Annotated in this window: 27 protein-coding genes; 2 read left to right on the top strand and 25 right to left on the bottom strand. The window is 58.5% G+C overall.

What is annotated here, in order from left to right; genetic code table 11:
- Nucleotide 1: 1 nt before the first annotated feature.
- Nucleotides 2-358 (bottom strand): hypothetical protein, encoded by a 357-nt coding sequence (locus ACA056_RS05040; RefSeq protein WP_497270944.1) that lies wholly within the window; start codon nt 356-358, stop codon nt 2-4.
- Nucleotides 359-754: 396 nt separating this feature from the next.
- On the opposite strand from ACA056_RS05040, the gene leuA reads away from it, so the two are divergent.
- Nucleotides 755-2,434 (top strand): 2-isopropylmalate synthase, encoded by a 1,680-nt coding sequence (gene leuA, locus ACA056_RS05035; RefSeq protein WP_008147766.1) that lies wholly within the window; start codon nt 755-757, stop codon nt 2,432-2,434.
- 141 nt (nt 2,435-2,575) lie between these two features.
- Here the strand turns inward: leuA and ACA056_RS05030 are convergent, their stop codons facing one another.
- From ACA056_RS05030 to trmJ, 21 genes are all read right to left on the bottom strand, one after another.
- Nucleotides 2,576-3,367, bottom strand: coding sequence for an amidohydrolase (locus ACA056_RS05030; protein ID WP_497270942.1), 792 nt, complete (start codon nt 3,365-3,367; stop codon nt 2,576-2,578).
- Entirely contained in the window at nt 3,355-4,503 is a 1,149-nt protein-coding gene (locus ACA056_RS05025) for a pyridoxal phosphate-dependent aminotransferase (RefSeq protein WP_497270940.1), read from the bottom strand. The genes ACA056_RS05030 and ACA056_RS05025 overlap by 13 nt, the downstream gene beginning before the upstream one ends.
- A 123-nt stretch (nt 4,504-4,626) precedes the next feature.
- Nucleotides 4,627-6,096 (bottom strand): ribosome biogenesis GTPase Der, encoded by a 1,470-nt coding sequence (der, locus tag ACA056_RS05020; RefSeq protein ID WP_309675049.1) that lies wholly within the window; start codon nt 6,094-6,096, stop codon nt 4,627-4,629.
- A 139-nt stretch (nt 6,097-6,235) separates the two neighbouring features.
- Nucleotides 6,236-7,387 carry an outer membrane protein assembly factor BamB gene (gene bamB, locus ACA056_RS05015; RefSeq protein WP_497270937.1) on the bottom strand — a complete coding sequence of 384 codons (1,152 nt, stop codon included), beginning with the start codon at nt 7,385-7,387 and terminating at the stop codon, nt 6,236-6,238.
- On the bottom strand, nt 7,380-8,021 hold the full coding sequence (locus tag ACA056_RS05010; RefSeq protein WP_497270935.1) for a tetratricopeptide repeat protein: 642 nt from the start codon (nt 8,019-8,021) through the stop codon (nt 7,380-7,382). The genes bamB and ACA056_RS05010 overlap by 8 nt, the downstream gene beginning before the upstream one ends.
- A gap of 40 nt (nt 8,022-8,061) precedes the next feature.
- Entirely contained in the window at nt 8,062-9,351 is a 1,290-nt protein-coding gene (hisS, locus tag ACA056_RS05005) for a histidine--tRNA ligase (RefSeq protein ID WP_497270933.1), read from the bottom strand.
- A gap of 37 nt (nt 9,352-9,388) precedes the next feature.
- Nucleotides 9,389-10,498: a flavodoxin-dependent (E)-4-hydroxy-3-methylbut-2-enyl-diphosphate synthase gene (ispG, locus tag ACA056_RS05000; protein ID WP_149418278.1), complete on the bottom strand. Its 1,110-nt coding sequence runs from the start codon at nt 10,496-10,498 to the stop codon at nt 9,389-9,391.
- 3 nt (nt 10,499-10,501) lie between these two features.
- Nucleotides 10,502-11,527, bottom strand: a complete 1,026-nt coding sequence (locus ACA056_RS04995; protein ID WP_497270931.1) for a RodZ domain-containing protein — start codon at nt 11,525-11,527, stop codon at nt 10,502-10,504.
- The gene (gene pilW / locus ACA056_RS04990; protein ID WP_046046033.1) at nt 11,527-12,285 is read right to left on the bottom strand and encodes a type IV pilus biogenesis/stability protein PilW; all 759 of its coding nucleotides are present in this window, start codon (nt 12,283-12,285) and stop codon (nt 11,527-11,529) included. The genes ACA056_RS04995 and pilW overlap by 1 nt, the downstream gene beginning before the upstream one ends.
- A gap of 12 nt (nt 12,286-12,297) precedes the next feature.
- Nucleotides 12,298-13,446, bottom strand: coding sequence for a dual-specificity RNA methyltransferase RlmN (gene rlmN / locus ACA056_RS04985; protein ID WP_059403385.1), 1,149 nt, complete (start codon nt 13,444-13,446; stop codon nt 12,298-12,300).
- Between the two features lie 28 nt (nt 13,447-13,474).
- Nucleotides 13,475-13,900, bottom strand: a complete 426-nt coding sequence (ndk, locus tag ACA056_RS04980) for a nucleoside-diphosphate kinase (RefSeq protein WP_007916882.1) — start codon at nt 13,898-13,900, stop codon at nt 13,475-13,477.
- Nucleotides 13,901-13,992: 92 nt separating this feature from the next.
- On the bottom strand, nt 13,993-14,193 hold the full coding sequence (gene iscX, locus ACA056_RS04975) for a Fe-S cluster assembly protein IscX (RefSeq protein ID WP_497270928.1): 201 nt from the start codon (nt 14,191-14,193) through the stop codon (nt 13,993-13,995).
- Nucleotides 14,194-14,207: 14 nt separating this feature from the next.
- Entirely contained in the window at nt 14,208-14,549 is a 342-nt protein-coding gene (fdx, locus tag ACA056_RS04970; RefSeq protein ID WP_415757793.1) for an ISC system 2Fe-2S type ferredoxin, read from the bottom strand.
- A gap of 2 nt (nt 14,550-14,551) precedes the next feature.
- Nucleotides 14,552-16,414 (bottom strand): Fe-S protein assembly chaperone HscA, encoded by a 1,863-nt coding sequence (hscA, locus tag ACA056_RS04965; RefSeq protein ID WP_497270926.1) that lies wholly within the window; start codon nt 16,412-16,414, stop codon nt 14,552-14,554.
- A 51-nt stretch (nt 16,415-16,465) separates the two neighbouring features.
- A complete protein-coding gene (hscB, locus tag ACA056_RS04960) occupies nt 16,466-16,987 on the bottom strand; it encodes a co-chaperone HscB (RefSeq protein ID WP_008070981.1) in 522 nt (173 codons plus the stop codon).
- Nucleotides 16,988-16,995: 8 nt separating this feature from the next.
- Nucleotides 16,996-17,319 (bottom strand): iron-sulfur cluster assembly protein IscA, encoded by a 324-nt coding sequence (iscA, locus tag ACA056_RS04955; protein WP_007903589.1) that lies wholly within the window; start codon nt 17,317-17,319, stop codon nt 16,996-16,998.
- A 34-nt stretch (nt 17,320-17,353) separates the two neighbouring features.
- A complete protein-coding gene (gene iscU, locus ACA056_RS04950) occupies nt 17,354-17,740 on the bottom strand; it encodes a Fe-S cluster assembly scaffold IscU (RefSeq protein ID WP_003443374.1) in 387 nt (128 codons plus the stop codon).
- Between the two features lie 84 nt (nt 17,741-17,824).
- Nucleotides 17,825-19,039 (bottom strand): IscS subfamily cysteine desulfurase, encoded by a 1,215-nt coding sequence (locus tag ACA056_RS04945; protein WP_497270923.1) that lies wholly within the window; start codon nt 19,037-19,039, stop codon nt 17,825-17,827.
- A 50-nt stretch (nt 19,040-19,089) separates the two neighbouring features.
- The gene (gene iscR, locus ACA056_RS04940; RefSeq protein WP_007974010.1) at nt 19,090-19,581 is read right to left on the bottom strand and encodes a Fe-S cluster assembly transcriptional regulator IscR; all 492 of its coding nucleotides are present in this window, start codon (nt 19,579-19,581) and stop codon (nt 19,090-19,092) included.
- Between the two features lie 169 nt (nt 19,582-19,750).
- A complete protein-coding gene (gene cysE / locus ACA056_RS04935; RefSeq protein ID WP_347803669.1) occupies nt 19,751-20,527 on the bottom strand; it encodes a serine O-acetyltransferase in 777 nt (258 codons plus the stop codon).
- Between the two features lie 2 nt (nt 20,528-20,529).
- Nucleotides 20,530-21,300 carry a tRNA (cytosine(32)/uridine(32)-2'-O)-methyltransferase TrmJ gene (gene trmJ, locus ACA056_RS04930; RefSeq protein ID WP_347803668.1) on the bottom strand — a complete coding sequence of 257 codons (771 nt, stop codon included), beginning with the start codon at nt 21,298-21,300 and terminating at the stop codon, nt 20,530-20,532.
- A gap of 145 nt (nt 21,301-21,445) precedes the next feature.
- Between trmJ and suhB the strand changes: the two genes are divergently transcribed.
- Nucleotides 21,446-22,261: a type III secretion system regulator SuhB gene (suhB, locus tag ACA056_RS04925; RefSeq protein WP_008147729.1), complete on the top strand. Its 816-nt coding sequence runs from the start codon at nt 21,446-21,448 to the stop codon at nt 22,259-22,261.
- 251 nt (nt 22,262-22,512) lie between these two features.
- Here the strand turns inward: suhB and ACA056_RS04920 are convergent, their stop codons facing one another.
- The 3 genes from ACA056_RS04920 to secD form a co-directional block, all read right to left on the bottom strand.
- The gene (locus ACA056_RS04920) at nt 22,513-23,067 is read right to left on the bottom strand and encodes a glycine zipper 2TM domain-containing protein (RefSeq protein WP_497270919.1); all 555 of its coding nucleotides are present in this window, start codon (nt 23,065-23,067) and stop codon (nt 22,513-22,515) included.
- Nucleotides 23,068-23,187: 120 nt separating this feature from the next.
- Complete coding sequence (secF, locus tag ACA056_RS04915; RefSeq protein ID WP_046046025.1) at nt 23,188-24,102, bottom strand: protein translocase subunit SecF; 915 nt, start codon at nt 24,100-24,102, stop codon at nt 23,188-23,190.
- Between the two features lie 9 nt (nt 24,103-24,111).
- Nucleotides 24,112-25,980 carry a protein translocase subunit SecD gene (gene secD, locus ACA056_RS04910; RefSeq protein ID WP_497270917.1) on the bottom strand — a complete coding sequence of 623 codons (1,869 nt, stop codon included), beginning with the start codon at nt 25,978-25,980 and terminating at the stop codon, nt 24,112-24,114.
- Nucleotides 25,981-26,008 lie beyond the last annotated feature (28 nt).

The raw sequence follows: 26,008 nt of genomic DNA, 5'->3' as shown, positions 1-26,008 counted from the left end.
CTTATTCCGCCTCAAGGTCCTCAATCCCATGGATTTCCCTGTGCGCCAAGCACTCTTTGATCCGCGCCTGAGTTTCCTCCGAAAAACCGGCCAACTCTTCAGCGGTGATCAATTCATGAGTACACAACCCCAGCAAGTGAGCAGGCGCCTCACTGCGTGAGTGACTGAAGACACCAAACGCCCAATACAGCTCCTGCTGACCAGCCTTCAGCCTTTCTTCACTGGCTTCAATCCGCTCATAAGGCACCAGGCTTTTATCCAGCACCGTTCGCTCGACCTCTTCCATGATCCGGATGCATAGCCGCTCATGGGCCAGCGGACGCAGCGCACTATAAAGCTTCCAATCCGACTCGTTCATTGCCGACTCCTGCCTGCCAGTAGTCCTGTTGAGTCTTTAAGAATAGTCGCCCTGACCGAGCCGCAGCCGCTAACTTTCAATTGCGCATCGCTCAAACCTCGCGCAAACATAAAAACAATCACCACCGTTCACCGCAATAAAATCTCGATAACCACGACTTTTCGAGGATTCCTCTCAATTTTTTTCGACCGCTTGCCATCCTTCACCCTCGCGGTTAGGGTTGAAGACATGAAAACCTCTCACACCCTCATTCAGCTTCGCCAGCACCGCAGCCTGTGCCTTGTCAGTGCACGACTGCCAGGCTGAATCGCGGTGCCTCGTCCTACGCTTTATCCCCAGAACATTTGATCCACCGGCAGGCCGCCTTTTTTCGGCCCACACAATAAGGATTTCCCGATGAGCATGCTCAAAGACCCGTCTTCGAAATACCGCGCGTTCCCGACCATCGACATCCCGGACCGCACCTGGCCGTCGAAGACCATTACTGCCGCGCCGATCTGGTGCAGCTCCGACCTTCGTGATGGTAACCAGTCGCTGATCGAGCCAATGGACGCGGTCAAGAAGCTGCGTTTCTGGAAAACCCTGGTGTCTGTCGGCGTTAAAGAAATCGAAGCGTCGTTCCCGGCGGCTTCGCAAACCGACTTCGACTTCGTGCGAACCCTGATCGAAGGCAATCACATCCCGGACGACACCACCATTCAGGTGCTGACCCAGGGTCGTGAAGACTTGATCGAGCGCACCTTCGAGTCCCTGCGCGGGGCGAAGAAAGCCATCGTTCACCTGTACAACGCCACCTCCCCTTCCTTCCGTCGCATTGTCTTCAACCAGGACAAGGAAGGGGTCAAGGCCATCGCAGTGAACGCGGCCAAACTGTTCGTCAAATATGCCGCCCAGCAGCCAAACACCGAGTGGACCTTCGAATACTCGCCAGAAACCTTCAGCGCCACCGAGCTCGAGTTCGCCAAAGAAGTCTGCGACGCAGTCATCGAAGTCTGGAACCCGACGCCTGAGCACAAGGTGATTCTCAACCTGCCTGCGACCGTGGAATGCGCGACCCCGAATATCTATGCCGACCAGATCGAATGGTTCGGCCGTCACATCAACCGTCGTGACAGCGTGATCATCAGCCTGCACACCCACAACGACCGTGGCACTGGCGTTGCGGCCACCGAGCTGGGTCTGATGGCCGGTGCTGACCGTGTCGAAGGCTGCCTGTTCGGCAACGGCGAACGTACCGGTAACGTCGACCTCGTGACCGTGGCACTGAACCTCTACACCCAGGGCATTCACCCTGAGCTGGACTTCTCCGACATCGACGGCGTGCGCAAAGTCGTCGAAGAATGCAACCAGATCCAGGTGCACCCACGTCATCCATACGTCGGCGACCTGGTTCACACCGCATTCTCCGGCTCCCACCAGGACGCCATCCGCAAGGGCTTCGCCCAGCAGAAACCGGACGCCCTGTGGGAAGTACCGTACTTGCCGATCGACCCGGCCGACATCGGCCGCAGCTACGAGGCGGTGATCCGCGTCAACAGCCAGTCGGGCAAGGGCGGTATCGCTTACCTGCTGGAACAGGAATACGGCATCAGCTTGCCGCGTCGCATGCAGATCGAGTTCAGCCAGGTTGTGCAGCGTGAAACCGATCGCCTGGGTCTTGAGATGACGGCTCAGCAGATCCACGCGCTGCTGCACAGCGAGTACTTGCAGGCCAACACCCCGTACGCGCTGGTCAGCCATCGCCTGCAGGAAGAAAACGGTCACAGCGCCGTGGAAGTGGAAGTGTCTGGTAAAGGTCAGGGTGAAACCAACCTGCACTGGCGTGGCAAGGGCAACGGCGCCCTGGAAGCGCTCGTGGCCGGTCTGCCGATTCCGGTTGAAATCATGGACTACAACGAACACGCCATCGGTTCGGGCACCAATGCCAAGGCGGCGGCGTACATCGAGCTGCGTGTGAATGGTGAACGTGCGGTGCACGGCGTCGGTATCGATGAAAACATCACCACCGCCAGCTTCAAGGCCCTGTTCAGCGCGCTTAACCGCTCCCTGAGCCAGCCGGAAGCGAAAGCGGCGTAAGCCTTCGCTGAAACATAAAAGGCCCCGAGGTGCGAACCTCGGGGCCTTTTTGTTTGCCTTGTCTCGTCCTGAATAAGGTTCACACGATCTACTGTGGGAGCGAGCCTGCTCGCGATGACGGCAGGCCAGGCAATGACAATTTCAGGTGAACTCGAACGTATCGGCATCCAGATTCGCTGGAAAGCGTGTTCGATAAGCCTGAAGATCTGCAGCGTTCAAAACGACCTGGAACACCCCATCGGCTTCGCCTGCACTGAGCAATGTCTCCCCCTGGAAATCCAGCACCTGGCTATCACCGGTATACGCAAAGCCTTTACCGTCAGTGCCGATCCGGTTCACCGCCGCCACATAACACAGGTTTTCGATCGCCCGCGCTGGCAGCAAACGGTTCCAGTGCTGTCGCCGTGCCCCCGGCCAGTTGGCGGTGTACAGCAGCAGATCGGTGTCCTGAGCATCGCGGCTCCAGACCGGGAAGCGCAGGTCGTAGCAAATCAGCGGCCGCACGCGCCAACCCTTGAGTTCGAACTGCACCTGACGCTCACCGGGGGTGAAGTGGTTGTGCTCACCGGCCATGCGGAACAGATGGCGCTTGTCGTAGTGCCACACCTCCCCGTCCGGCCGCGCCCACAACAGGCGATTGCGATGGCTGCCGTCAGCCGCCTGGACGATCACACTGCCGGTAATCACTGCGTCGAGTTTGGCGGCCTGAACCCGCAACCATTTGCTGGTCGGACCATTTTCCGACTCGGCGAGAGTCTCGGACTCCATGGAAAAACCGGTGGTGAACATCTCCGGCAGAATGATCAGGTCAGCGCCGCGAGCCTGTTCAAGCAACGGCTCGAAATGCTCCAGATTGGCCTGACGATCGTGCCAGGCCAGGGAGGTCTGGATCAGCGCGATGTTCAGATTGGGTAGCGCACTCAGATCACGCATAGTTTTGCCGCTGCTTCACGCAGGGTCTCCTCGCGTTTGGCGAAGCACAGGCGCACCAGGCGCTGGCCTTCGGGTGGGGTCTGGTAGAACACCGAGATCGGGATGCTCGCCACGCCATGTTCGCGGGTCATCCACAACGCCATCTCGACATCATTGAGGTCCGGGCGGATCTGCGAGTAATCGACCAACTGGAAATACGTGCCGGTCACTCGTGTGAAACTGAAGCGCGACGGCGTTAGCAGATCGCAGAACAGATCGCGCTTGGCCTGATAGAAAGCCGGCAGTTCTTCTACGTGTTCCGGGTGTTCGGCCATGAAATCGGCCAAGGCGTATTGCAACGGCGTCACGCCGCAGAAACTGACGTATTGGTGCACCTTGCGCAGCTCCGCTGTGAGGGCCGGCGGCGCGACCACGTAACCGGTTTTCCAGCCAGTGACGTGATAGGTCTTGCCGAAGGAGCTGACCACGAAAGCACGCTGATACAGCTCTTCGTGATTTAGCACGCTGACGTGAGGCACGCCGTCGAAGACCAGGTGTTCGTAGACCTCATCACTGATGACATAGATGTCGCGGTCGCGAATCAACGCCGCCAGTTGATCCAGCTCGGCACGACTGATCAGCGCGCCGCTAGGGTTATGCGGGGTGTTGAGGATGATCATCCGCGTGCGCGGTGTAATGGCTTCACCCAGCTTCTGGAAGTCGATGGCAAAGTCATTCAGGCCCAACTGCACATGCACGCAACGACCACCGGCCAGCTCAACCGAAGGTTCATAACTGTCGTAGGCCGGATCGAATACGATCACTTCGTCGCCGCTGTGGATAACCGCCTGAATGGCGCAGAAGATCGCTTGAGTCGCACCGGGTGTGACTGTCACTTCATGGTCGACATCCACATTGACGCCGTAGCTGCGGGCGATCTTCGCCGCAATCTGCTGACGCAATGCAAGAAGGCCGGTCATCGGCGAATACTGGTTGTGGCCATTGGCGATATGCCGACCGACCGCATCGCACAGGGCCTGCGGGGCGTCGAAATCGGGAAAACCCTGGGACAGGTTCAGCGCCCCGGTTTGTGCCGCGAGCTGAGACATCTGAGTGAAGATAGTGATGCCGACATTCGGCAGCTTACTGGTGATCATCGGTGATTCCCTGCTCTACACCCGGCTCTAACGGCGGCGCGGGAGAGCCCGAGGATAGCCCAAACGACAGGCATGAAAAAGGGCGCCATTGGCGCCCTCTTCATTCCACGGGAAAAACCTGAATCAACGCTTGTCGCGGCGCTTCTTGTCGGCTTTCTTGTGGTGCGACATCATCCGACGCTTCTTGTTGACCTGGCGGTCGGTCAGCGAATTCTTGTTGCCTTCGTACGGGTTCTCGCCGCCCTTGAACTCGATGCGGATCGGCGTACCGACCAGCTTCAAGACACGACGATAAGTGTTTTCCAGATAGCGCACGTAAGACTTCGGCACCTTCTCGATCTGGTTACCGTGAATCACGATAATCGGCGGGTTGGCACCACCCAAGTGGGCATAACGCAGCTTGATCCGGCGGTTGTTGACCATCGGTGGCGCGTGCTCACCGACCGCATCTTCCAGAATCGTGGTCAGGCGGTTGGTTGGCCAGCGGGTGACCGCAGACTTGAACGAGTTCTGTACGGAAGCGTAGAGGTTGCCCACGCCCGTGCCGTGCAGGGCCGAGATGAAGTGGATGTCGGCGTAGTCAACGAAGAACAGTCGACGTTGCAGCTCGACCTTCACGAAGTCGCGCTCGCTCGGCGTCATGCCGTCCCACTTGTTGATCGCGATCACCAGCGCACGACCCGACTCAATGGCGAAGCCCAGCAGGTTGAGGTCGTGGTCGACCACGCCTTCGCGGGCGTCCATTACAAAGATCACCACGTTGGCGTCTTTGATCGCTTGCAGGGTTTTTACCACGGAGAACTTTTCAACTTCTTCGTGGATCTTGCCGCGCTTGCGCACACCAGCGGTGTCGATCAGCGTGTACTTCTCGTCGTTACGCTCGAACGGGATGTAGATACTGTCGCGGGTGGTGCCGGGCTCGTCATAGACGATTACCCGGTCTTCACCAAGCATGCGGTTGACCAGGGTCGACTTGCCGACGTTCGGACGGCCAATGATCGCGATCTTGATACCGTCTTTTTCGCTTGGGCCAGGAATGCGCTTGGCTTCCTCGCCTTCGGCAACGACCTCTTCCTCGCCTTCTTCCAGCTCGTCATCGTCTTTCGGGAAGTCGCTCAGGGCGATTTCCAGCATCTGGGTGATGCCACGACCATGAGCACCGGCGATCGGGATCGCGTGGCCCATGCCCAACGGGGCGAACTCGGCGCGGGCCATTTCAGGGTCGATGTTGTCGACCTTGTTGGCAACCACGTAGGAACGCTTGTTACGCTTGCGCAAATGCTCGGCGATCATCTGGTCGGCGGCGGTGAAACCAGCCTTGGCATCTACCAGGAACAGAACGACATCCGCTTCTTCAATGGCCAGCAGCGACTGCTCGGCCATTTTTTCGTCCATACCGTGCTCGTCACCGGAGATACCGCCGGTGTCGACCAGAATGTAGGAACGCCCTTGCCACTTGGCCTCACCGTATTGGCGATCACGGGTCAGACCGGACAAGTCGCCGACGATGGCGTCGCGAGTCCTGGTCAGGCGGTTGAACAAGGTGGACTTGCCGACGTTCGGTCGGCCCACCAGGGCGATTACGGGAACCATGCGGCTCTCCACTTCGTTATTTCAGAAAATACAAAAGCCGCTGCGAGGCAGCGGCTGGTGCTCGGGGCAGCGCTTGAGGGCGCTGCGAACCCCATGGAACGGGGCTGCCTGGGGTTTAACCCCAAGCATAGTCAAACCTTTACTTAATGGTCAGGGCTTCCAGCTTGCCACTGTTGCCATACAGATAAATCGTGTCACCCACCACCAGCGGACGGGCACGCAGGCCGTCGCTGTCGATGCGCTCGCGGCCGACGAAACGACCGTCCACCTGGCTCAGCAGATGCAGGTAACCTTCCATATCACCGACTGCAACATAGCTGGAGAACACTTCCGGAGCCGACAGTTGACGACGGGCCAACGAATCGTTGCTCCACAAAGCTGTGGTGGAACGTTCGTCGACGCCTTCAACGGTGCCCGAAGACAGGCTCACGTAGACGTTGCCAAAACCCTGGGCGACACCGGCATAGCTGGAAGCATCACGCTGCCAAAGCTGACGACCGCTTTGCAGGTCCAGTGCCGCAACGCGACCCTGGTAGCTGGCGACGTACAGCGTTTCGCCGGAAAGCAGCAGGCCACCGTCGATATCGACAACGCGCTCCAGTTCCGAACGACCCTGTGGAATTGCTACCCGTTGTTCCCACACCGGCACGCCGTTGGAAATATCGAGAGCGACCACTTTACCGGTCGACAGGCCAGCCACCGCGAGGCGGTTGGTGACGATCGGCGCACTGGTGCCGCGCAGGGTCAATACCGCCGGAGTACTGTCATACAACCAGCGCTGGGTGCCGGTAGCGGCATCCAGACCGATCAGACGGTCATCCTGAGTCTGAACGACAACGACATCACCGTTGTTGGCCGGCGGTGCGAGGACTTCACTGGACACGCGAGCGCGCCATTTCTCTTCACCGTTGATGGCGTCCAGGGCAACGATTTCACCCTTGATCGTACCGATCAGGAGCAGACCGTAACTGACGCCGACAGCGCCGGAAACAGGCAATTCGAGATCTTTCTTCCATTTGACGTCGCCATTGCTGCGATCCATCGCCATCACCACACCGGTGACGTCGGCGGCATAGATGGTATCGCCATCGATCGCCGGAACCAGCATGTTGTACGAATCGCCCTGACCGTCACCAATCGAACGACTCCACTGCTTTTGCAGAACCACTTCTTCTTTGAAGTCGGTCAACTCGGCCGGTGGCAGTTCTTTTTTGCTGTTGCTGCTGCAACCCGCGGCCAATATGGCCAGAGCCAGCAATGCTGCATGTTTCCAACGAATCACGTCACGCATCCCCTTTGGCCAGATCGTCCAGCTTGATTTGTAGGCCACCCACTGCCGCTTCATCCGACAGTGCCGCCTTGGCTTTTTGATACGCCGTGTTCGCTTCGTCGGTACGACCCAACTGCACCAGCAGGTCGCCTTTGAGTTCTTCGCGAGTGGCCAGGAATGCTTTATCGGCATCGCCTTCGAGCAGTTTCAGGGCTTCATCGGCCTTGTTCTGCGCGGCCAGCACCTGCGCCAGACGCTGACGGGCAATTTCGCCCAGCGCCGGGTTGGCCGGTTTGGCAACAATGGCTTTCAGTTCGGTGGCTGCGTCATCCAGCTTGCCGCTGTCGACCGCAACTTTTGCCACGAACAGGCTGCCGTACTGCGCGTAAGCGCTACCGCCGAACTCGCTGTTGAGCTTGCCGGCCAGGTCCGCAACACGGGCGGCATCAGGCTTGCCGTCTGGCGTAAGCGTGGTTTCCAGCAGTTGCTGATAGAGCATCGAGGCGCCTTGCGACTGATTGCTCTGATACTTCTGAAAAGCCTGCCAGCCGAACACGATGACCAGCGCCAACAGGCCGCCAGTGACCAGGGGCTTGCCGTTGCGTGTCCACCAGTCCTTCAAATCCGACAGCTGTTCGTCTTCGGTACTCGACACCCCAATACTCCTTAATCGCTAAATCGGCTGTTTGACAGCTTCAACCCTGCACGACGCAGGTGGCCAGGTGTGCAGCAAGCGCATCCCAGGCAATACTTTGTTGTTCGCCCTGGCCACGCAGGGGTTTGAAACCTACCACTTGCTGGGCCATTTCGTCGTCACCGAGGATCAGCGCGTACAACGCACCGCTCTTGTCGGCTTTCTTGAACTGGCTTTTGAAGCTGCCGGCGCCGGCATTCACTTGCAGGCGCAGGTTGGGCAATTGATCACGAACACGTTCACTCAGGGTCAGACCGGCCAGCTCGGCAGCTTCACCGAAGGCGCAGAGGTAAACGTCGACCTGACGGGAAATCTCTTCCGGGATCTGTTCCAGGGTTTCAAGCAACAGCACCAGGCGCTCGATGCCCATGGCGAAACCAACGCCCGGGGTCGGCTTGCCGCCCATCTGCTCCACCAGACCGTCGTAGCGGCCACCGGCGCACACGGTGCCTTGGGCGCCCAACTTGTCGGTGACCCATTCGAAAACGGTCTTGCTGTAGTAATCCAGCCCGCGAACCAGCTTCGGGTTGATCACGTAAGGAATGCCGGCGGCGTCCAGGCGAGCCTTGAGGCCCTCGAAGTGCACGCGGGATTCTTCGTCGAGGTAGTCAGCCATTTTCGGCGCGTCGACCAACACGGCTTGAGTGTCAGCGTTCTTGGTATCCAGAACCCGCAAAGGGTTGGTTTTCAGGCGGCGCTGGCTGTCTTCGTCCAGCTTGTCCAGGCGGGCCGAAAGGAACTCGACCAGCGCTTCGCGATAAAGACCGCGGGACTCGGCGGTGCCCAGGCTGTTGAGTTCGAGCTTGACCGCATCACGGATGCCCAGCTCGCCCCACAGGCGCCAGGTCAGCACGATCAGCTCGGCATCGATGTCCGGGCCATCGAGGTTGAAGACTTCGCAACCGATCTGGTGGAACTGGCGATAACGACCTTTCTGCGGACGTTCGTGGCGGAACATCGGGCCGATGTACCAGAGTTTCTGCACCTGGCCGCCGCCGGTGATGCCGTGCTCAAGCACCGCACGCACGCAGGCCGCTGTGCCTTCGGGGCGCAGGGTCAGGGAGTCGCCGTTGCGGTCGTCGAAGGTGTACATCTCTTTCTCGACGATGTCGGTCACTTCACCGATGGAGCGCTTGAACAGCTCGGTGAACTCGACGATCGGCATGCGGATCTGCTTGTAACCGTAGTTATCCAGCAAACGCGAGACGGTGCCTTCGAAATGACGCCACAGGGGAGTCTGCTCGGGCAGGATGTCGTTCATGCCACGTATGGCTTGCAGAGACTTGCTCACAATAAATCCTTAAATTCGTTCGGCTCTTCAGTCGGGCTCAGCCACGCGCGATAACGGCAGCGTCGGCTTCGACCTTTTCGGCCGCTTTCTGGCGGATCAAGCGTTCAAGCTCATCCACCAGATTGTCATTCGTCAGTTTCTGCGACGGCTTACCGTCGATGTAAATCAGGTTTGGCGTGCCGCCGGTCAAGCCGATATGGGCTTCCTTGGCTTCGCCCGGTCCATTGACCACGCAACCAATGACCGCAACATCCAATGGCACCAGCAGGTCTTCGAGGCGCCCTTCCAGCTCGTTCATGGTTTTGACCACATCGAAGTTCTGCCGCGAGCAGCTCGGGCAGGCGATGAAGTTGATGCCACGGGAACGCAGGTGCAGGGATTTGAGAATGTCGTAGCCGACTTTCACTTCCTCGACCGGGTCGGCCGCCAACGAGATGCGAATAGTATCGCCAATCCCTTCGGCGAGCAGCATACCGAGGCCCACGGCGGATTTCACCGTGCCTGAACGCAAACCACCGGCTTCGGTGATGCCCAGGTGCAGCGGCTGGACGATTTCCTTGGCCAGCAAGCGGTAAGCGGCGACGGCCATGAACACGTCGGAGGCTTTCACGCTGACCTTGAAGTCCTTGAAATTCAGGCGTTCGAGGTGTTCGACGTGACGCAGGGCAGACTCGACCAGCGCAGCCGGGGTCGGCTCGCCGTATTTCTTTTGCAGGTCTTTTTCCAGGGAACCGGCGTTCACGCCGATGCGGATCGGAATCCCGCGATCACGGGCTGCATCGACTACCGCACGCACGCGGTCTTCGCGACCGATGTTGCCCGGGTTGATACGCAGGCAGTCAACGCCCAGTTCGGCTACGCGCAGAGCGATCTTGTAGTCGAAGTGGATGTCGGCAACCAACGGCACCTTGACCAGTTGCTTGATCTTGCCGAACGCTTCAGCGGCATCCATGTCGGGCACGGAAATTCGCACGATATCGACGCCAGCAGCTTCCAGACGATTGATCTGGGCCACGGTGGCGGCCACGTCATTGGTGTCGCTGTTGGTCATGCTCTGCACAGCGATAGGCGCATCGCCGCCAACAGGCACGTTACCGACCCAAATCTTGCGGGATTCGCGACGTTTGATTGGAGATTCGCCGTGCATGACTTATTGACCCAACTTCAGGCGAGCAGTCTCGCCACTGGTGAACGGAGCGACATCAACCACCTGCCCGTTGTAGCTGACCTGCGCGCCACGGGCGAAGCCCAGACGCACGGTAAACGGTGGCTTGCCGCTCACGGAAACGTTTTCGCCTTTGCGCTTGAGACCGCTCAACAACACCTTGCCGGTGCCATCGGTCACTTGCGTCCAGCAATCAGCAGTGAATTGCAGTTGAACCGAACCTTGGCCGGCAACCGGAGCAGACGCTGCAGGAGCGGGAATGGTCGGAGTAACCGAAGCGCTCGCAGGTGGGGTGGATACGACAGGAGCAGTCGGGGCTGGCGCGACTGGAATCGCGACAACTGGCGAGGTGCTATGGGCCGGTGCAACAGGCGCTGGCGCAGCAGGAGCCGCAGCAGGCGCGGTCGCTTCAGCTTCGGCCGGTGCCTCCGTGGAGTTCTCGGCTTGTGGCAATGCCAGCGACGTCGAGCCTTCAACCTGACCTTCCGCGACAGCCTGGTCTTCCGGCTCGTCCAGCGGATGAATCTGGGTGGTGCCGTCAGCGCCTTCGACTTCAACGTGTTCCGGGCTCAGGCTGGTCAAGTCTTTGGTGCGCAATGAGGTTTGATCCTGCCACCAGACAAAACCACCACCAAGCACTGCGAACAGCAACAGCAGGCTGACAACTCGCAAAATGGTGTGGGAAACCCGAACCGGCTCTTCGATACGTCCCAGGCTATGAACGTTGCTGCCCTGGGAGTCGGTGCCGGTGGATTGGTCGAACTGTTGGACCAGTACGGTTTGATCCATGCCGAGCAATTTCGCGTAGGCGCGAATATAACCGCGAGCAAAGGTATGCCCTGGCAGCTTGTCGAAAGCGCCGGCTTCCAGATTGCTCAGGGAATTGACGGTGAGGTTGAGCTTGAGGGCCACTTCGGCCAGCGACCAGCCATTGCTTTCGCGGGCCTGGCGCAAAGTCTCACCGGGATTAACGCGATTCGCTGCTACAACTTCGGGATGCGCCGCTTTCATCATTGCTCCGACAGGTATTGCTGATATTCCGGCGTACCGGGATAGAGTCGTTTTAGTTGCAGGCCAAAACTGGCGGCCTTGTCGCGATCATCAAACACTTTTGCCAGCCGAACGCCGAGCAATAGACTACGTGCATTTTGCTCGGTGAGCAGGCTAAAACGATCGTAATAGTCACGCGCGGGCACATAATGCCTGTCTTCGAAGGACAACTCAGCCATTTCCAGCAATGCACGTGGCTGTTGGCGATTCAAACGAAGGGCTTTTTCCAGCTGCTGCTGGGCCAGATCACGCTGCCCCAGTTTCGAAGCGGTCATACCGAGGTTCTCGAACACCCGCGAACGCTCGGGATACAAGGTATCGGCGGCGGCCTGTTCAAAGCGCTCGTACGCTTCTTTGTACCGTTTCTCTTCGAAAAGAAAACTGCCGTAGTTGTTCAGGATTCGCGCATCGTTGGGGCGGGAAGACAGCGCCTTGCGAAAATGCTGATCCGCCAGCTCCGGCTCCATCTCGGCCTGGAATACCAGACCCAGCGCAGCGTTGGCATCCGGATCCGAGTCATCCAGATCCAGAGCTTTCTTCAACGGTACTTTCGCCCGTTCAGTCATGCCTTGCTGCAAGTATCCCAAGCCCAGCTGCACATAGGCGACGCGCGCCTCATCGCGGCCCTTGCTGGTCTTCATCGGGTTGAAATCGCCCGACAGGACACAACCAGCACACAGGCTGGCCAATAGCAAAAGCAGCGCGAAGCGCAGGGACATAGAGATCCTCTCTTAATTATTGTTCGCAGCGTTCTGTGCAATATCGTTTTCGGCGCTTAACTCACGCACGGCGATATAACGTTCGCTGCGACGGGTGCGATCCAGCACCTGCCCTACCAATTGGCCACACGCGGCGTCGATGTCTTCACCGCGGGTGGTGCGTACGGTGACATTGAAGCCGGCATGGTGAAGCTGATCCTGGAAACGACGAATCGCGTTGTTACTCGGGCGCTCGTAACCGGAATGCGGGAACGGGTTGAACGGAATCAGGTTGATCTTGCACGGGATGTTCTTGAGCAACTCGATCATTTCGACCGCGTGTTCGACCTTGTCGTTGATGTCCTTGAGCAAAGTGTACTCAATGGTCAGCACACGTTTCTCGCCCAGGGACGACATATAGCGCTGGCACGACTCGAGCAGCATCTTAAGCGGATACTTCTTGTTGATCGGTACCAATTGGTTACGCAATGCGTCGTTCGGTGCGTGCAGGGACAACGCCAGGGAGACGTCGATGTGCTTGGACAGCTCATCGATCATCGGCACCACACCCGATGTAGACAGGGTTACGCGGCGCTTGGAGATCCCGTAACCCAGGTCATCCATCATCAGATGCATGGCGGCCACGACGTTGTCGAAGTTCAGCAGCGGCTCACCCATGCCCATCATCACCACGTTGGTGATGGCACGGTCGGCGGTCGCCGGGATGCTGCCGAACGATTTATTGGCAATCCACACCTGGCCGATGACTTCGGCAGCAGTGAGGTTGCTATTGAAACCTTGCTTGCCGGTGGAGCAGAAACTGCAATCCAGGGCACAGCCTGCCTGGGACGAAACGCACAAAGTGCCGCGCTTGCCCTGGGGAATGTACACGGTCTCGACGCAGCTGCCGGACGCCACGCGCACCACCCACTTACGGGTGCCGTCGGTGGAGATGTCCTCGCTGACAACTTCAGGACCGCGAACCTCGGCAATAGCCTTGAGCTTGTCGCGCAAGGCCTTGCTGACGTTCGTCATGGCGTCGAAATCATCGACGCCAAGGTGGTGAATCCATTTCATTACCTGACCGGCACGGAAACGCTTCTCCCCGATTGAGTCGAAGAATTTTTCCATTTCCAGCTGAGTCAGACCCAGCAGGTTGGTTTTTACAGTCGATGTAGTCATGGATTCACCTTCACTCTTAAGCCAATGCTTAGCGAGTGGTTACTTCAGTAGCTGCGAAGAAGTACGAGATTTCGCGAGCAGCAGCGGCTTCGGAGTCCGAACCGTGTACAGCGTTGGCGTCGATGGAGTCAGCGAAGTCAGCGCGGATGGTACCGGCAGCAGCTTCTTTAGGGTTGGTAGCGCCCATCAGCTCACGGTTCAGAGCGATAGCGTTTTCGCCTTCCAGAACCTGAACGACAACCGGACCGGAGATCATGAAAGCAACCAGGTCGCCGAAGAAACCACGAGCGCTGTGCTCAGCGTAGAAGCCTTCAGCTTCAGCTTTGGACAGTTGCTTCAGTTTCGAAGCTACAACGCGCAGGCCAGCTTTTTCGAAACGAGTGGTGATCTCGCCGATAACGTTTTTTGCAACAGCGTCAGGCTTGATGATGGAGAAAGTACGTTGAACAGCCATGGTGTAACTCCAGAAACGGTAATTTGCGAAAAATTAAACCCGCGAATTATACGCGGGTTCTTTGGTATTGCCTAACTGCATACGGCGCAGACTCAGTCTGATTCTTCGATCCAGGCGGCCTGAATGGCTTCAAGCACCTTCTCGCCACCGCGGGTCGGATCATCACTGAACTCCGGCAATGCCAGCACCCATTTGTGCAGATCGACGAAGTTCACATAACGCGGATCCACATCCGGCTTGGATTCAGCCAGCTGGATCGCGATTTCCAGCACATCAACCCATTTCAGACTCATTTCAGTTCCTTGAATCAGTGCGGCGCTTCGGCCGCATGGTTGAGCGAGTATTTCGGAATTTCGACAGTCAGGTCTTCATTCCCGACGATCGCCTGACAGCCTAGACGCGATTGCGCCTCCAGACCCCAAGCACGATCAAGAAAGTCTTCTTCCAGCTCATCCGCCTCTTCCAGCGAGTCGAAACCTTCGCGGATGATGCAGTGACAGGTGGTGCAGGCGCAGACGCCGCCACAGGCGCTTTCCATCTCGATATGGTGTTCATGGGCCAGTTCGAGAATGGATGTACCGGGCTCAGCCTCCACAACCATGCCGTCCGGACAAAACTTATCGTGTGGCAGAAAAATGACCTGCGGCATCGTTATTCCTCAATCTCATTCAGGTTGCGCCCCGCCAGCGCGGCTTTCACCGTCGAGTCCAGGCGGCGGGCAGCAAAGGCGTCGGTCACTTGCGACAGACGCTTGGTCTGCTGCTCGATGGCGTAACCATCGGTGCCTTTCATCAATTCGGTCAGTTCCTGCATCTGCAATTCGATGACCATGCGCTCTTCGGCGTCGAGCAAACGCTCGCCATCGACATCGAGGGCGCCCTGCACCGCTTCGATCAGGCGCTGGGCATCGACCTGCTGTTCACGCAACACACGAGCGACCTTGTCGTCGTTGGCGTGCTGGAACGAGTCCTTGAGCATCTTGGCAATTTCACCATCCGTCAGACCGTAGGACGGCTTGACCTGGATGCTAGCCTCAACGCCCGAACCCAGTTCGCGCGCCGCGACGCTGAGCAAACCGTCGGCATCGACCTGGAAGGTCACGCGAATCTTCGCCGCGCCGGCCACCATCGCTGGAATGCCGCGCAATTCGAAGCGTGCCAGGGAGCGGCAGTCGCTGATCAGCTCGCGCTCGCCCTGCAATACATGGATCGCCATGGCCGACTGGCCATCTTTATAAGTCGTGAAGTCCTGAGCGCGGGCGACAGGGATGGTGGTGTTGCGAGGAATCACCTTCTCCATCAGTCCGCCCATGGTTTCAAGCCCCAGGGACAACGGAATCACGTCAAGCAACAGCAATTCATCGCCATCGCGCTTGTTGCCAGCCAGGGTATCGGCCTGGATCGCGGCACCAATGGCCACCACTTGATCCGGATCGATTTCGGTCAGCGGTTCGCGCCCGAAGGCTTCAGCGACAGCTTCGCGGACGCGAGGCACACGAGTCGAACCGCCCACCATGACCACCGCGTGCACTTCGTCCAGTTCGATGCCGGAATCACGCACAGCGCGGCGACAGGCTTTCAGGCTGCGAGCAACCATCGGCTCGATCAGCGCATTGAAGGTTTCACGGGTCAGCTCGGCTTTCCAGTCGCCATAAGCAACTTCAACGGACGAGGCATTGGTCAGGGCTTCTTTGGCCGCACAAGCGGTTTGCAACAGATTGCGTTGCGCACCCGGATCGAGGTCGGCGGACAGGCCGGCGCTCTCGATGATCCAGCCAGCGATTGCATGGTCGAAGTCATCGCCGCCCAGCGCGCTGTCGCCGCCGGTAGCCAAAACCTCAAACACACCGCCGGTCAGGCGCAGAATAGAAATATCGAAGGTGCCGCCACCCAGGTCATAAATCGCGACCAGGCCTTCAGCGTGTTGATCCAGACCGTAAGCCACAGCGGCGGCGGTCGGCTCGTTGAGCAGACGCAGCACATTCAGACCGGCCAGTTTGGCCGCATCCTTGGTGGCTTGACGTTGAGCATCGTCGAAATAGGCCGGAACGGTGATCACCGCTCCGACCAGCTCACCGCCCAATGTCGCTTCGGCGCGCTGACGCAGCACCTTGAGGATATCGGCGGAGACTTCAACGGGGCTTTTCGGGCCCTGAATGGTGTCGATGAACGGCATGTGCGACTCGCCGCCGACGAAGCGGTACGGCAGTTGGTCGCCCAATTGCTTGACGTCGGACAGACCACGACCCATCAAGCGCTTGACCGACAGCACGGTGTTCAAAGGATCGGTGGCGGCAGCCAGCTTGGCCGACTCGCCGACTTCAACACGATCAGCGTGATAGCGCACGGCAGACGGCAGAATGACCTGCCCGTCAGCGTCAGCCAGAGGTTCGGAAAGACCACTGCGCAATGCAGCGACCAGCGAATTGGTAGTGCCCAAGTCGATCCCCACAGCCAGACGACGCTGGTGCGGTTGAGGACTTTGGCCGGGTTCGGCGATCTGCAGTAGGGCCATCGTTATCAGGACTTATCTGTATATCAGGCGTGCGACCGGAGCGGCACTGGGTTAATCGTCGAGGCGCTCTTCTAACTGGCGCACTTCGTAGGTGAGCTTGTCGAGGAACTGCATGCGCCGCATCAGGCGTTCGGCCTGTTCACGTTGCGCTGCATCGTCCCAACAGGCTGCGAAGCTTTCGTTCAGTTCATCCTGCGCAGTCTTCAGGCGACGCTTGAACACTGCAACACCCGCCAGGTCGGCGCTGTCTTGCAGGTCTTCGAGCTCTTCACGCAGCTCCATCTGCTGCAGAAGAAACTCCGGATCATGCACCGTGACCTCCAGCGGCAACTCGCGACCGCCCATGGCGAGCAAGTAACGCGCGCGCTTCGGGGGACTTTTGAGCGTCTGGTAGGCCTCGTTGAGGCTCGCGGATTGCTCTAGCGCCAGCCGCTGCTCGCGCTCGGAAGCGTCTGCAAAGCGGTCCGGATGAACACCGCGCGCCAACTCACGGTAGCGCGTGGCCAACTGATCGAGATCCAGACGGAAGCTCGGTTTCAGCTCAAATAAAGCGAAATGACAAGGAGTACCCACGCGCAGCCTCAGATGTTGAAGCTTTCGCCGCAGCCACATTCACCGCGCACGTTGGGGTTGTTGAACTTGAAGCCTTCGTTCAACCCTTCCTTGACGAAATCGAGTTCGGTGCCGTCCAGGTAGGCCAGGCTTTTCGGGTCGATGATCACTTTCTCGCCGTGACTTTCGAACACCTGATCCTCTGCAACCACCTCGTCGACAAACTCCAGCACGTAGGCAAGGCCGGAACAGCCTGTGGTGCGAACACCCAGACGAATCCCTTCACCTTTGCCGCGCCCGTTGAGGGAGCGTCGCACGTGTTGAGCAGCCGCTTCTGTCATGCTGATAGCCATCGGTGACTCCTTACTCGTCGCCAAATCTTGAAAGTCAGATCAAGCCTTTCTTCTGCTTGTAGTCGCGAACGGCCGCTTTGATAGCGTCTTCAGCAAGTACGGAGCAGTGAATTTTTACTGGCGGCAGAGCCAGTTCTTCAGCCAGCTGAGTGTTTTTGATGGTCTCTGCTTCATCCAGAGTCTTGCCTTTCATCCACTCGGTCGCCAGGGAGCTGGAGGCGATAGCCGAACCGCAACCGTAGGTCTTGAACTTGGCGTCTTCGATGATGCCTTGCTCGTTGACCTTGATCTGCAGACGCATCACGTCGCCGCACGCTGGGGCGCCGACCATGCCGGTGCCGACATCAGGGTCTTCCGCGTCCATCTTGCCGACGTTGCGCGGGTTCTCGTAGTGGTCGATGACCTTTTCGCTGTAAGCCATGATTCTTAATCCTCACTCATCAGAGAGTCGCTCTTGAAGCCCTGTGCCCGAAGGTTCACAGGGCCGGTTTGCGGCGACTTGAAATCAGTGTGCCGCCCACTCGATTTTCGAAATGTCGACACCGTCTTTGTACATGTCCCACAGCGGCGACAGAGTGCGCAGCTTGGTAACGGCCTCGCAGACTTTCTGCGCGGCGTAGTCGATTTCTTCTTCGGTGGTGAAACGGCCGAAGGTGAAGCGAATCGAGCTGTGCGCCAGTTCGTCGTTGCGGCCCAGGGCGCGCAGTACGTACGAAGGCTCCAGGGAAGCCGAGGTGCAGGCCGAACCGGACGAAACCGCCAGATCCTTGAGCGCCATGATCAGCGACTCGCCTTCAACGTAGTTGAAGCTCAGGTTCAGGTTGTGCGGTACGCGGGCGGTCATGCTGCCGTTGATGTACAGCTCTTCCAGGCCTTCGACCTGTTTGAAGAAACGGTCACTCAAGGCCTTGATGCGGATATTCTCGGCAACCATGTCTTCCTTGGCTACACGGAAGGCTTCGCCCATGCCGACGATCTGGTGGGTCGCCAGGGTGCCCGAACGCATACCGCGCTCGTGACCGCCGCCGTGCATGGTCGCTTCGATGCGAACACGCGGCTTGCGGCTCACGTACAGTGCGCCGATGCCTTTAGGGCCGTAGGTTTTGTGGGCAGAGAACGACATCATGTCGACTTTCAGCTTCGATAGGTCGATATCGACCTTGCCGGTGGACTGAGCAGCATCGACGTGGAACAGGATGCCCTTGGAGCGGGTCAGTTCGCCGATGGCTGCGATGTCGTTGATGGTGCCGATTTCGTTGTTCACGTGCATGACCGAAACCAGGATGGTGTCGTCACGCAGGGCAGCTTCGATCATCTCCGGGGTGACCAAACCATCAGTGCGAGGCTCGAGGTAGGTGACTTCGAAGCCTTCACGCTCCAGTTGGCGCATGGTGTCGAGGACAGCCTTGTGCTCAATCTTGGTGGTGATCAGGTGTTTGCCTTTGGTGGCATAGAAATGCGCCGCACCCTTGATTGCCAGGTTGTCGGACTCGGTGGCACCGGAGGTCCAGACGATTTCACGCGGGTCGGCGTTGACCAGGTCAGCGACCTGACGACGAGCGTTTTCGACGGACTCTTCAGCTTTCCAGCCGAACACGTGAGAACGGGACGCCGGGTTACCGAAGTTTCCGTCAACCAGCAGGCATTCACTCATTTTTTGCGCTACACGCGGATCAACCGGGGTGGTCGCAGAGTAATCAAGGTAAATCGGCAATTTCATGGACTATCTCCTAAATCAGGCTGGCTGGCGTGCCGCTAGCTCTTTGGCTGTCATTCGACGGCGGACGCTTCAATCTTGTCCAGGCGTGGCACCTTGCTGTTGCAACGGCGCTGATCCTGACGCTGGGCTACTTCTTGTACCTCACGGCGAGTAACAAGGTCAGCCAAGCTGATACCGCTCAGAAATTCGTGAATCTGCAGGCTCAGATCGCACCACAAGTGGTGGGTCAGGCAGGTGTCGCCTTGATGGCAATCACCTTGGCCCTGGCATTTGGTAGCATCGACCGATTCGTTCACCGCATCGATAACCTGGGCGACCTGGATGCCCTGCATGTCGCGCGACAGCTGATAGCCGCCGCCTGGACCACGGACGCTGGACACCAGATTGCTGCGGCGCAATTTGGCGAAGAGCTGTTCGAGGTAGGACAGGGAGATGCCTTGGCGCTCGGAGATATCGGCCAGGGACACCGGCCCGTGCTGCGCGTGCAACGCCAAGTCAAGCATGGCGGTTACGGCGTATCGGCCTTTTGTAGTCAGTCGCATGGACAATTACCACGGAGTTCAGAATGGGGCGAGTATGCAATTCCCGAGTATTTAAGTCAACTATAAGACCTAGTACTTTAGTCAGGATTACCCGCAAAAGAGCGCGCGCATCATAGCAAAGGCTGGCCGCGAACAGCCAGCAATTGCTTGCGAAGGCGCCAGCCCGGAGTTAGCTCGCCTTGCTTTCATCCTTATCCTTGACGCAGGCGAAGTCTTCTTCGCGCAACTCAGGCAGATCCTTGGCGCAATAGTTGCTGCCCAGATCCTTCAACGCACCGCACATCCCTTCCAGACGGCCGTCGACGGCCTGCAGATGATCAAGCAGCTGACCAATGGCACGAGCCACCGGGTCAGGCATGTCTTCGCCGACCCCATAGGCATCGAAACCGATTTTCTCGGCCATGGCCTTACGCTTGGCATCTTGCTCATCGTCAGACTTGACGATGATCCGACCCGGAATTCCGACCACCGTCGCACCCGCCGGAACCGCCTTGGTGACCACGGCGTTGGAACCGACCTTGGCTCCGGCGCCAACCGTGAACGGACCAAGCACCTTGGCCCCCGCCCCAACCACCACACCATCTTCAAGCGTCGGGTGACGCTTGCCCTTATTCCAGCTGGTGCCACCCAGAGTCACGCCCTGATAAAGAGTGACGTCATTGCCGATCTCAGCGGTTTCACCGATGACGATGCCCATGCCATGGTCGATAAAGAAGCGACGACCGACCTTGGCACCCGGATGGATCTCAATCCCGGTCAACCAGCGACCGAAGTTCGACACCAGTCGCGCCAGCCACTTCCAGCCCATACCCCACAGGGCCGAAGACAGGCGGTGAATCCAGATGGCGTGCATGCCCGGGTAGCACGTCAGAACTTCAAAGGCGTTGCGCGCTGCCGGATCACGATGGAAAACACTCTGGATATCTTCACGCAAACGCTCGAACATTTTTAATCCTTCCGCTTAAGAAGCTCGCCACGGGCCGCTTTCTGGGTTTCCGTGAGGATGCCACGCAATATATTCATTTCCGCCCGGCTGACCGAGCTGCGTCCGTACAACCGGCGCAGGCGCGCCATCAAGTGCCGTGGCTTTTCCGGATCGAGGAATTCAATGGCCACCAGGGTTTGCTCCAGGTGCTCATAGAATCGCTCCAGCTCATCCATGGTCGCCAGCTCACCACTTTTGGTGGACGCCACTTCATCCTTCTCGACCTTGCTCGGCTGGCCTTGGGCCGCGAGCCAGGACATACGCACTTCATAGCTCAACACCTGCACCGCTGCCCCAAGGTTCAGCGAGCTGAACTCAGGGTCTGATGGGATGTGCACGTGATAATGACATCGCTGCAGCTCTTCATTGGTCAGGCCGGAATCTTCACGACCAAAGACCAAAGCGATTTCAGCGCCCTGCGTTGCTTCCTCGACCACTTTCACACCGCATTCGCGGGGATCGAGCAACGGCCAGGGAATGCGACGGTCACGGGCGCTGGTGCCGAGCACCAGATTGCAGCCGACCAAGGCATCTTCCAAGGTGGCGACGACTTGCGCGTTTTCAAGGATGTCACCGGCACCGGAAGCACGAGCATCGGCTTCGTGATGCGGGAACAACCGCGGTTCGACCAGCACCAGCCGCGACAGGCCCATGTTCTTCATGGCACGCGCAGCCCCGCCGATGTTGCCGGGATGGCTGGTATTGACCAGGACGACACGAATGTTATGCAGCACGGGAGGCGTTCTCGAACACAAATTTGGGAGCCGAATCTTACAGTTCATCCTACCGTTAAGCTATGAAAGCGAACACCGACCTTCACCTGTAGAAAAGTTCTGATAGAATGCCCGGCTTTCTTTAACAACCTTAGGTGACACATCCATGCAGCCCATGCTGAATATCGCGCTGCGCGCCGCCCGCAGCGCCAGTGAATTGATCTTCCGCTCCATCGAGCGCCTGGATACCATCAAGGTCGACGAAAAAGACGCCAAGGATTACGTATCCGAGGTGGATCGCGCCGCCGAGCAGAAAATCATCGACGCGCTGCGCAAGGCCTACCCTACCCACGGCATTCTCGGTGAAGAAACCGGCATGCACCCTGGTAGCGGCGAAGGCGAAGAATACCTGTGGATCATCGATCCACTGGACGGCACCACCAACTTCCTGCGCGGCATTCCTCACTTCGCTGTCAGCATCGCCTGCAAATACCGCGGCCGCCTGGAACACGCTGTTGTTCTGGATCCGGTTCGCCAGGAAGAATTCACCGCCAGCCGTGGTCGCGGCGCTCAACTGAACGGTCGTCGTCTGCGCGTCAGCGGCCGCACCAGCCTGGACGGCGCCCTGCTGGGTACCGGCTTCCCGTTCCGCGATGACCAGATGGACAACCTCGACAACTACCTGGGCATGTTCCGCGCCCTGGTTGGCCAGACTGCCGGCATCCGCCGCGCTGGCTCGGCGAGCCTGGACCTGGCTTACGTAGCGGCTGGCCGTTTCGACGCGTTCTGGGAGTCGGGCCTGTCCGAATGGGACATGGCTGCAGGCGCCCTGCTGATCCAGGAAGCTGGCGGCCTGGTGAGCGACTTCACCGGCGGCCACGACTTCCTTGAGAAAGGCCACGTCGTTGCCGGTAACACCAAATGCTTCAAAGCAGTACTGACGGCCATCCAGCCGCACCTGCCGGCCTCGCTGAAACGCTAAGCGAGCAGCCACAAAAAAAGCACCCTGCGGGGTGCTTTTTTATGCCTGGAATTTGATCCCGAAAACACCACAAAACAAATGTGGGAGCGAGCTTGCTCGCGATAGCGGCCTGACAGTCACATCCATGTCGGATGTAACGCCGTCATCGCGAGCAAGCTCGCTCCCACAGGGATTTGCGGTGATGCAGAAACTCCAGGCACCAAAAAAGCACCCTTTCAGGTGCTTCTTTTTTGATTCTGGCAATCAGCTGATTATTGAGCTGGAGCCGGTTCGTTCTGCGAGAGTACAAGCTTACCTTCCTTGTCGACCGGAATCTGGTTGCCCGGATCGCGATCCATCCGCACTTTGCCTTCCTTGCCATCCAGTGAATAACGGACGTCATACCCTACAACCTTGTCGCTGATGTCATTCACCGTGTTACAGCGCGTTTGAGTCGTGGTGTAGGTATCACGATTCTGCATACCTTCCTGGACCTTGTTGCCCGCGTAACCACCGCCAACTGCACCTGCCACGGTGGCAATCTTCTTGCCGGTACCACCACCGATCTGATTACCGAGCAAACCACCCGCCACGGCACCCAATACGGTACCGGCGATCTGGTGTTGATCTTTCACCGGCGCCTGCCGGGTTACTGCTACGTCCTTGCACACTTCACGTGGCGTCTTGATTTGCGTTTTGACCGGTTCAACGGCTAGAACTTGCGCATACTCAGGGCCGCTATTAACCAGCTTGTAGGTGGCAACAGCACCCCCGGCAGTTACACCGACAGCACCCAATACCGCACCAACCAGCAACGACTTGTTCACATGAACCTCCTGACCATCACATGCGGGACAAGCCCGCGCTTCTCCCAGCCTTGGAGCATAAAAAAAGGCGCGAGTTCAATACTCGCGCCTTTTCGGCCGACAGCTGGAAAACGATAGCCGTTATGGGCGGTCGTCGACTTCCTTATCGGTAGCCACTGTAGGAATCAGATCCTCAGTGCTCAGGTTCAGCCAGATCAGCACGACGTTGGCGATGTAGATCGACGAGTAAGTACCCGCCAAAACACCGATAAACAGCGCGATGGAGAAGCCGAACAGGTTGTCGCCACCAAAGAACAACAGGGCCGCGATCGCCAGCAAAGTGGAGATCGACGTTGCCATGGTCCGCAGCAGGGTTTGCGTGGTCGAGATGTTGATGTTCTCGATCAAGGACGCCTTGCGCAGCACACGGAAGTTCTCACGAACCCGGTCGAATACCACGATCGTGTCGTTGAGCGAGTAACCAATGATCGCCAGTACCGCCGCCAGTACCGTCAGGTCGAAGGTGATCTGGAAGAACGACAGAATGCCGATGGTCACGATCACGTCGTGGATCAGCGAAACGATCGCACCGACCGCAAACTTCCACTGAAAGCGGAAAGCCAGGTAGATCAGGATGCCGCCCAGCGCCATCAGCATGCCGAGGCCGCCCTGGTCGCGCAGCTCTTCACCCACCTGTGGGCCGACGAACTCGACGCGTTTGACCGTCGCCGGGTTGTCGCCGCCGACTTTCAGCAGCGCTTCTGCCACTTGATGACCCAACTGCGGGTCTTCACCCGGCATGCGCACCAGCAAATCAGTAGTCGCACCGAAGCTCTGCACGATGGCCTCGTGATAACCCGAAGTGACCAGTTGCTCACGCACCTTGGTGACATCGGCCGGACGCTCGTAGGTCAGCTCGATGAGCGTACCGCCGGTGAAGTCCAGGCCCCAGTTCATGCCCTTGGTGGCGACGCTGAACAAAGCCAGCGCGGTAAGGAACAATGTGACGCCGAACGCAAAGTTGCGAACGCCCATGAAGTTGATTGTACGTAACATGGCAGCCCCTTAAATCCACAACTTCTTGAAGTCACGACCGCCGAAGATCAGGTTGACCATCGCGCGGGTCACCATGATGGCCGTGAACATCGAGGTAAAGATCCCGAGGGACATGGTCACTGCGAAACCTTTGACAGGACCGGTGCCCATCGCAAAGAGAATCCCGCCGACCAACAAGGTTGTCAGGTTGGCGTCGAGAATCGCGGTGAATGCCCGGCCGAAGCCTTCGTTGATTGCCCGTTGTACGGTCATGCCCGCCGCGATCTCTTCACGTATCCGCGAGAAGATCAGAACGTTGGCGTCAACGGCCATACCCATGGTCAACACGATACCGGCGATACCCGGCAGGGTCAGCGTTGCACCCAGCAGCGACATCAGGGCCAGCAGCAGCACCATGTTCACCGACAGAGCGACGGTGGCGATGATGCCGAAGAAGCGGTAGATGGCGATGATAAACAGCGAGACAAACAGCATGCCCCACAGCGATGCATCGACACCTTTGATGATGTTGTCGGCACCCAGGCTTGGGCCAATGGTACGTTCTTCAGCAAAGTACATCGGTGCAGCCAGACCACCGGCACGCAACAGCAGCGCCAGTTCGGACGACTCGCCCTGGCCGTTCAGGCCAGTGATGCGGAACTGAGCACCCAGCGGCGACTGAATGGTCGCCAGGCTGATGATCTTTTTCTCTTCCTTGAACGTCTGGACCGGCACGTCTTTCTCGACGCCATTAACCACTTGCTTGACGTAAGTGGTAACCGGACGTTGCTCGATAAAGATCACTGCCATGCTGCGGCCGACGTTGCTGCGAGTCGCACGACTCATCAGCTCGCCACCGTGGCCATCCAGACGGATGTTCACTTCTGGTGTGCCCTGCTCGCCGAAGCCAGCCTTGGCGTCAGTCACCTGGTCGCCAGTGATGATCAAACCACGCTCGATCTGTGCTGACGGACGATTGCCTTCACGGAACTCGAAGGTTTCGGAAGTGGCTTTCGAAGCGCCTGGCTCAGCGGCCAGACGGAACTCAAGGTTGGCCGTCTTGCCGAGGATACGCTTGGCTTCGGCGGTGTCCTGCACGCCCGGCAGCTCAACCACGATGCGGTTGGCGCCCTGACGCTGAACGATCGGTTCGGCAACACCCAGCTCGTTGACGCGGTTACGTACCGTGGTCAAGTTCTGCTTGATGGAGTATTCACGGATTTCCGCCAGCTTGGCCGGGGTCATCGCCAGACGCAGTACCGGTTGGCCATTGAGGTCGGCCGGAACAATGTCGAAATCGTTGAAGCTCTTGCGGATCAGCGCACGGGCTTGTTCGCGGGTTGCTTCATCAGTGAAGCCCAGCTGAATGGCACCGTTGAGTTGCGGCAGACTGCGATAGCGCAGCTTCTCTTTACGCAACAGGCTCTTGACGTCGCCTTCGTAGACTTTCAGGCGCGCATCGAGCGCTTTGTCCATGTCCACTTCCAGCAGGAAGTGCACACCACCGGACAAGTCCAGACCCAGCTTCATCGGGTGCGCGGCCAGGCTGCGCAGCCATTGCGGGGTGGTTTGTGCCAGGTTCAGTGCAACGACGTAGTCATCACCCAATGCCTTGCGCACGACGTCCTTGGCAGGCAGCTGATCTTCAGCCTTGGTCAGACGAATCAGACCGCCCTTGCCGTTTGCTGCCAGGGTGGCAGCCTTGACGTTGATCCCGGATTCCTTGAGCGCTGTGCCCACACGATCCAGATCAGCCTGAGTGACCTGCAGCGAAGTGCTTGCACCGCTGACCTGAATGGCCGGGTCATCAGGATATAGATTGGGAGCGGAATAAATCAGACCGACCGCTAGCACCGCCAGGATCAGAATGTATTTCCACAGAGGGTATTTGTTCAGCATCACGCCGCCCGCTTATGACGCGGGGCGC

This window comes from Pseudomonas sp. LBUM1666, assembly GCF_059695775.1.
Note: the sequence above shows the minus strand (reverse complement) of the source record. Positions and strands in the feature narration are given on the sequence as shown.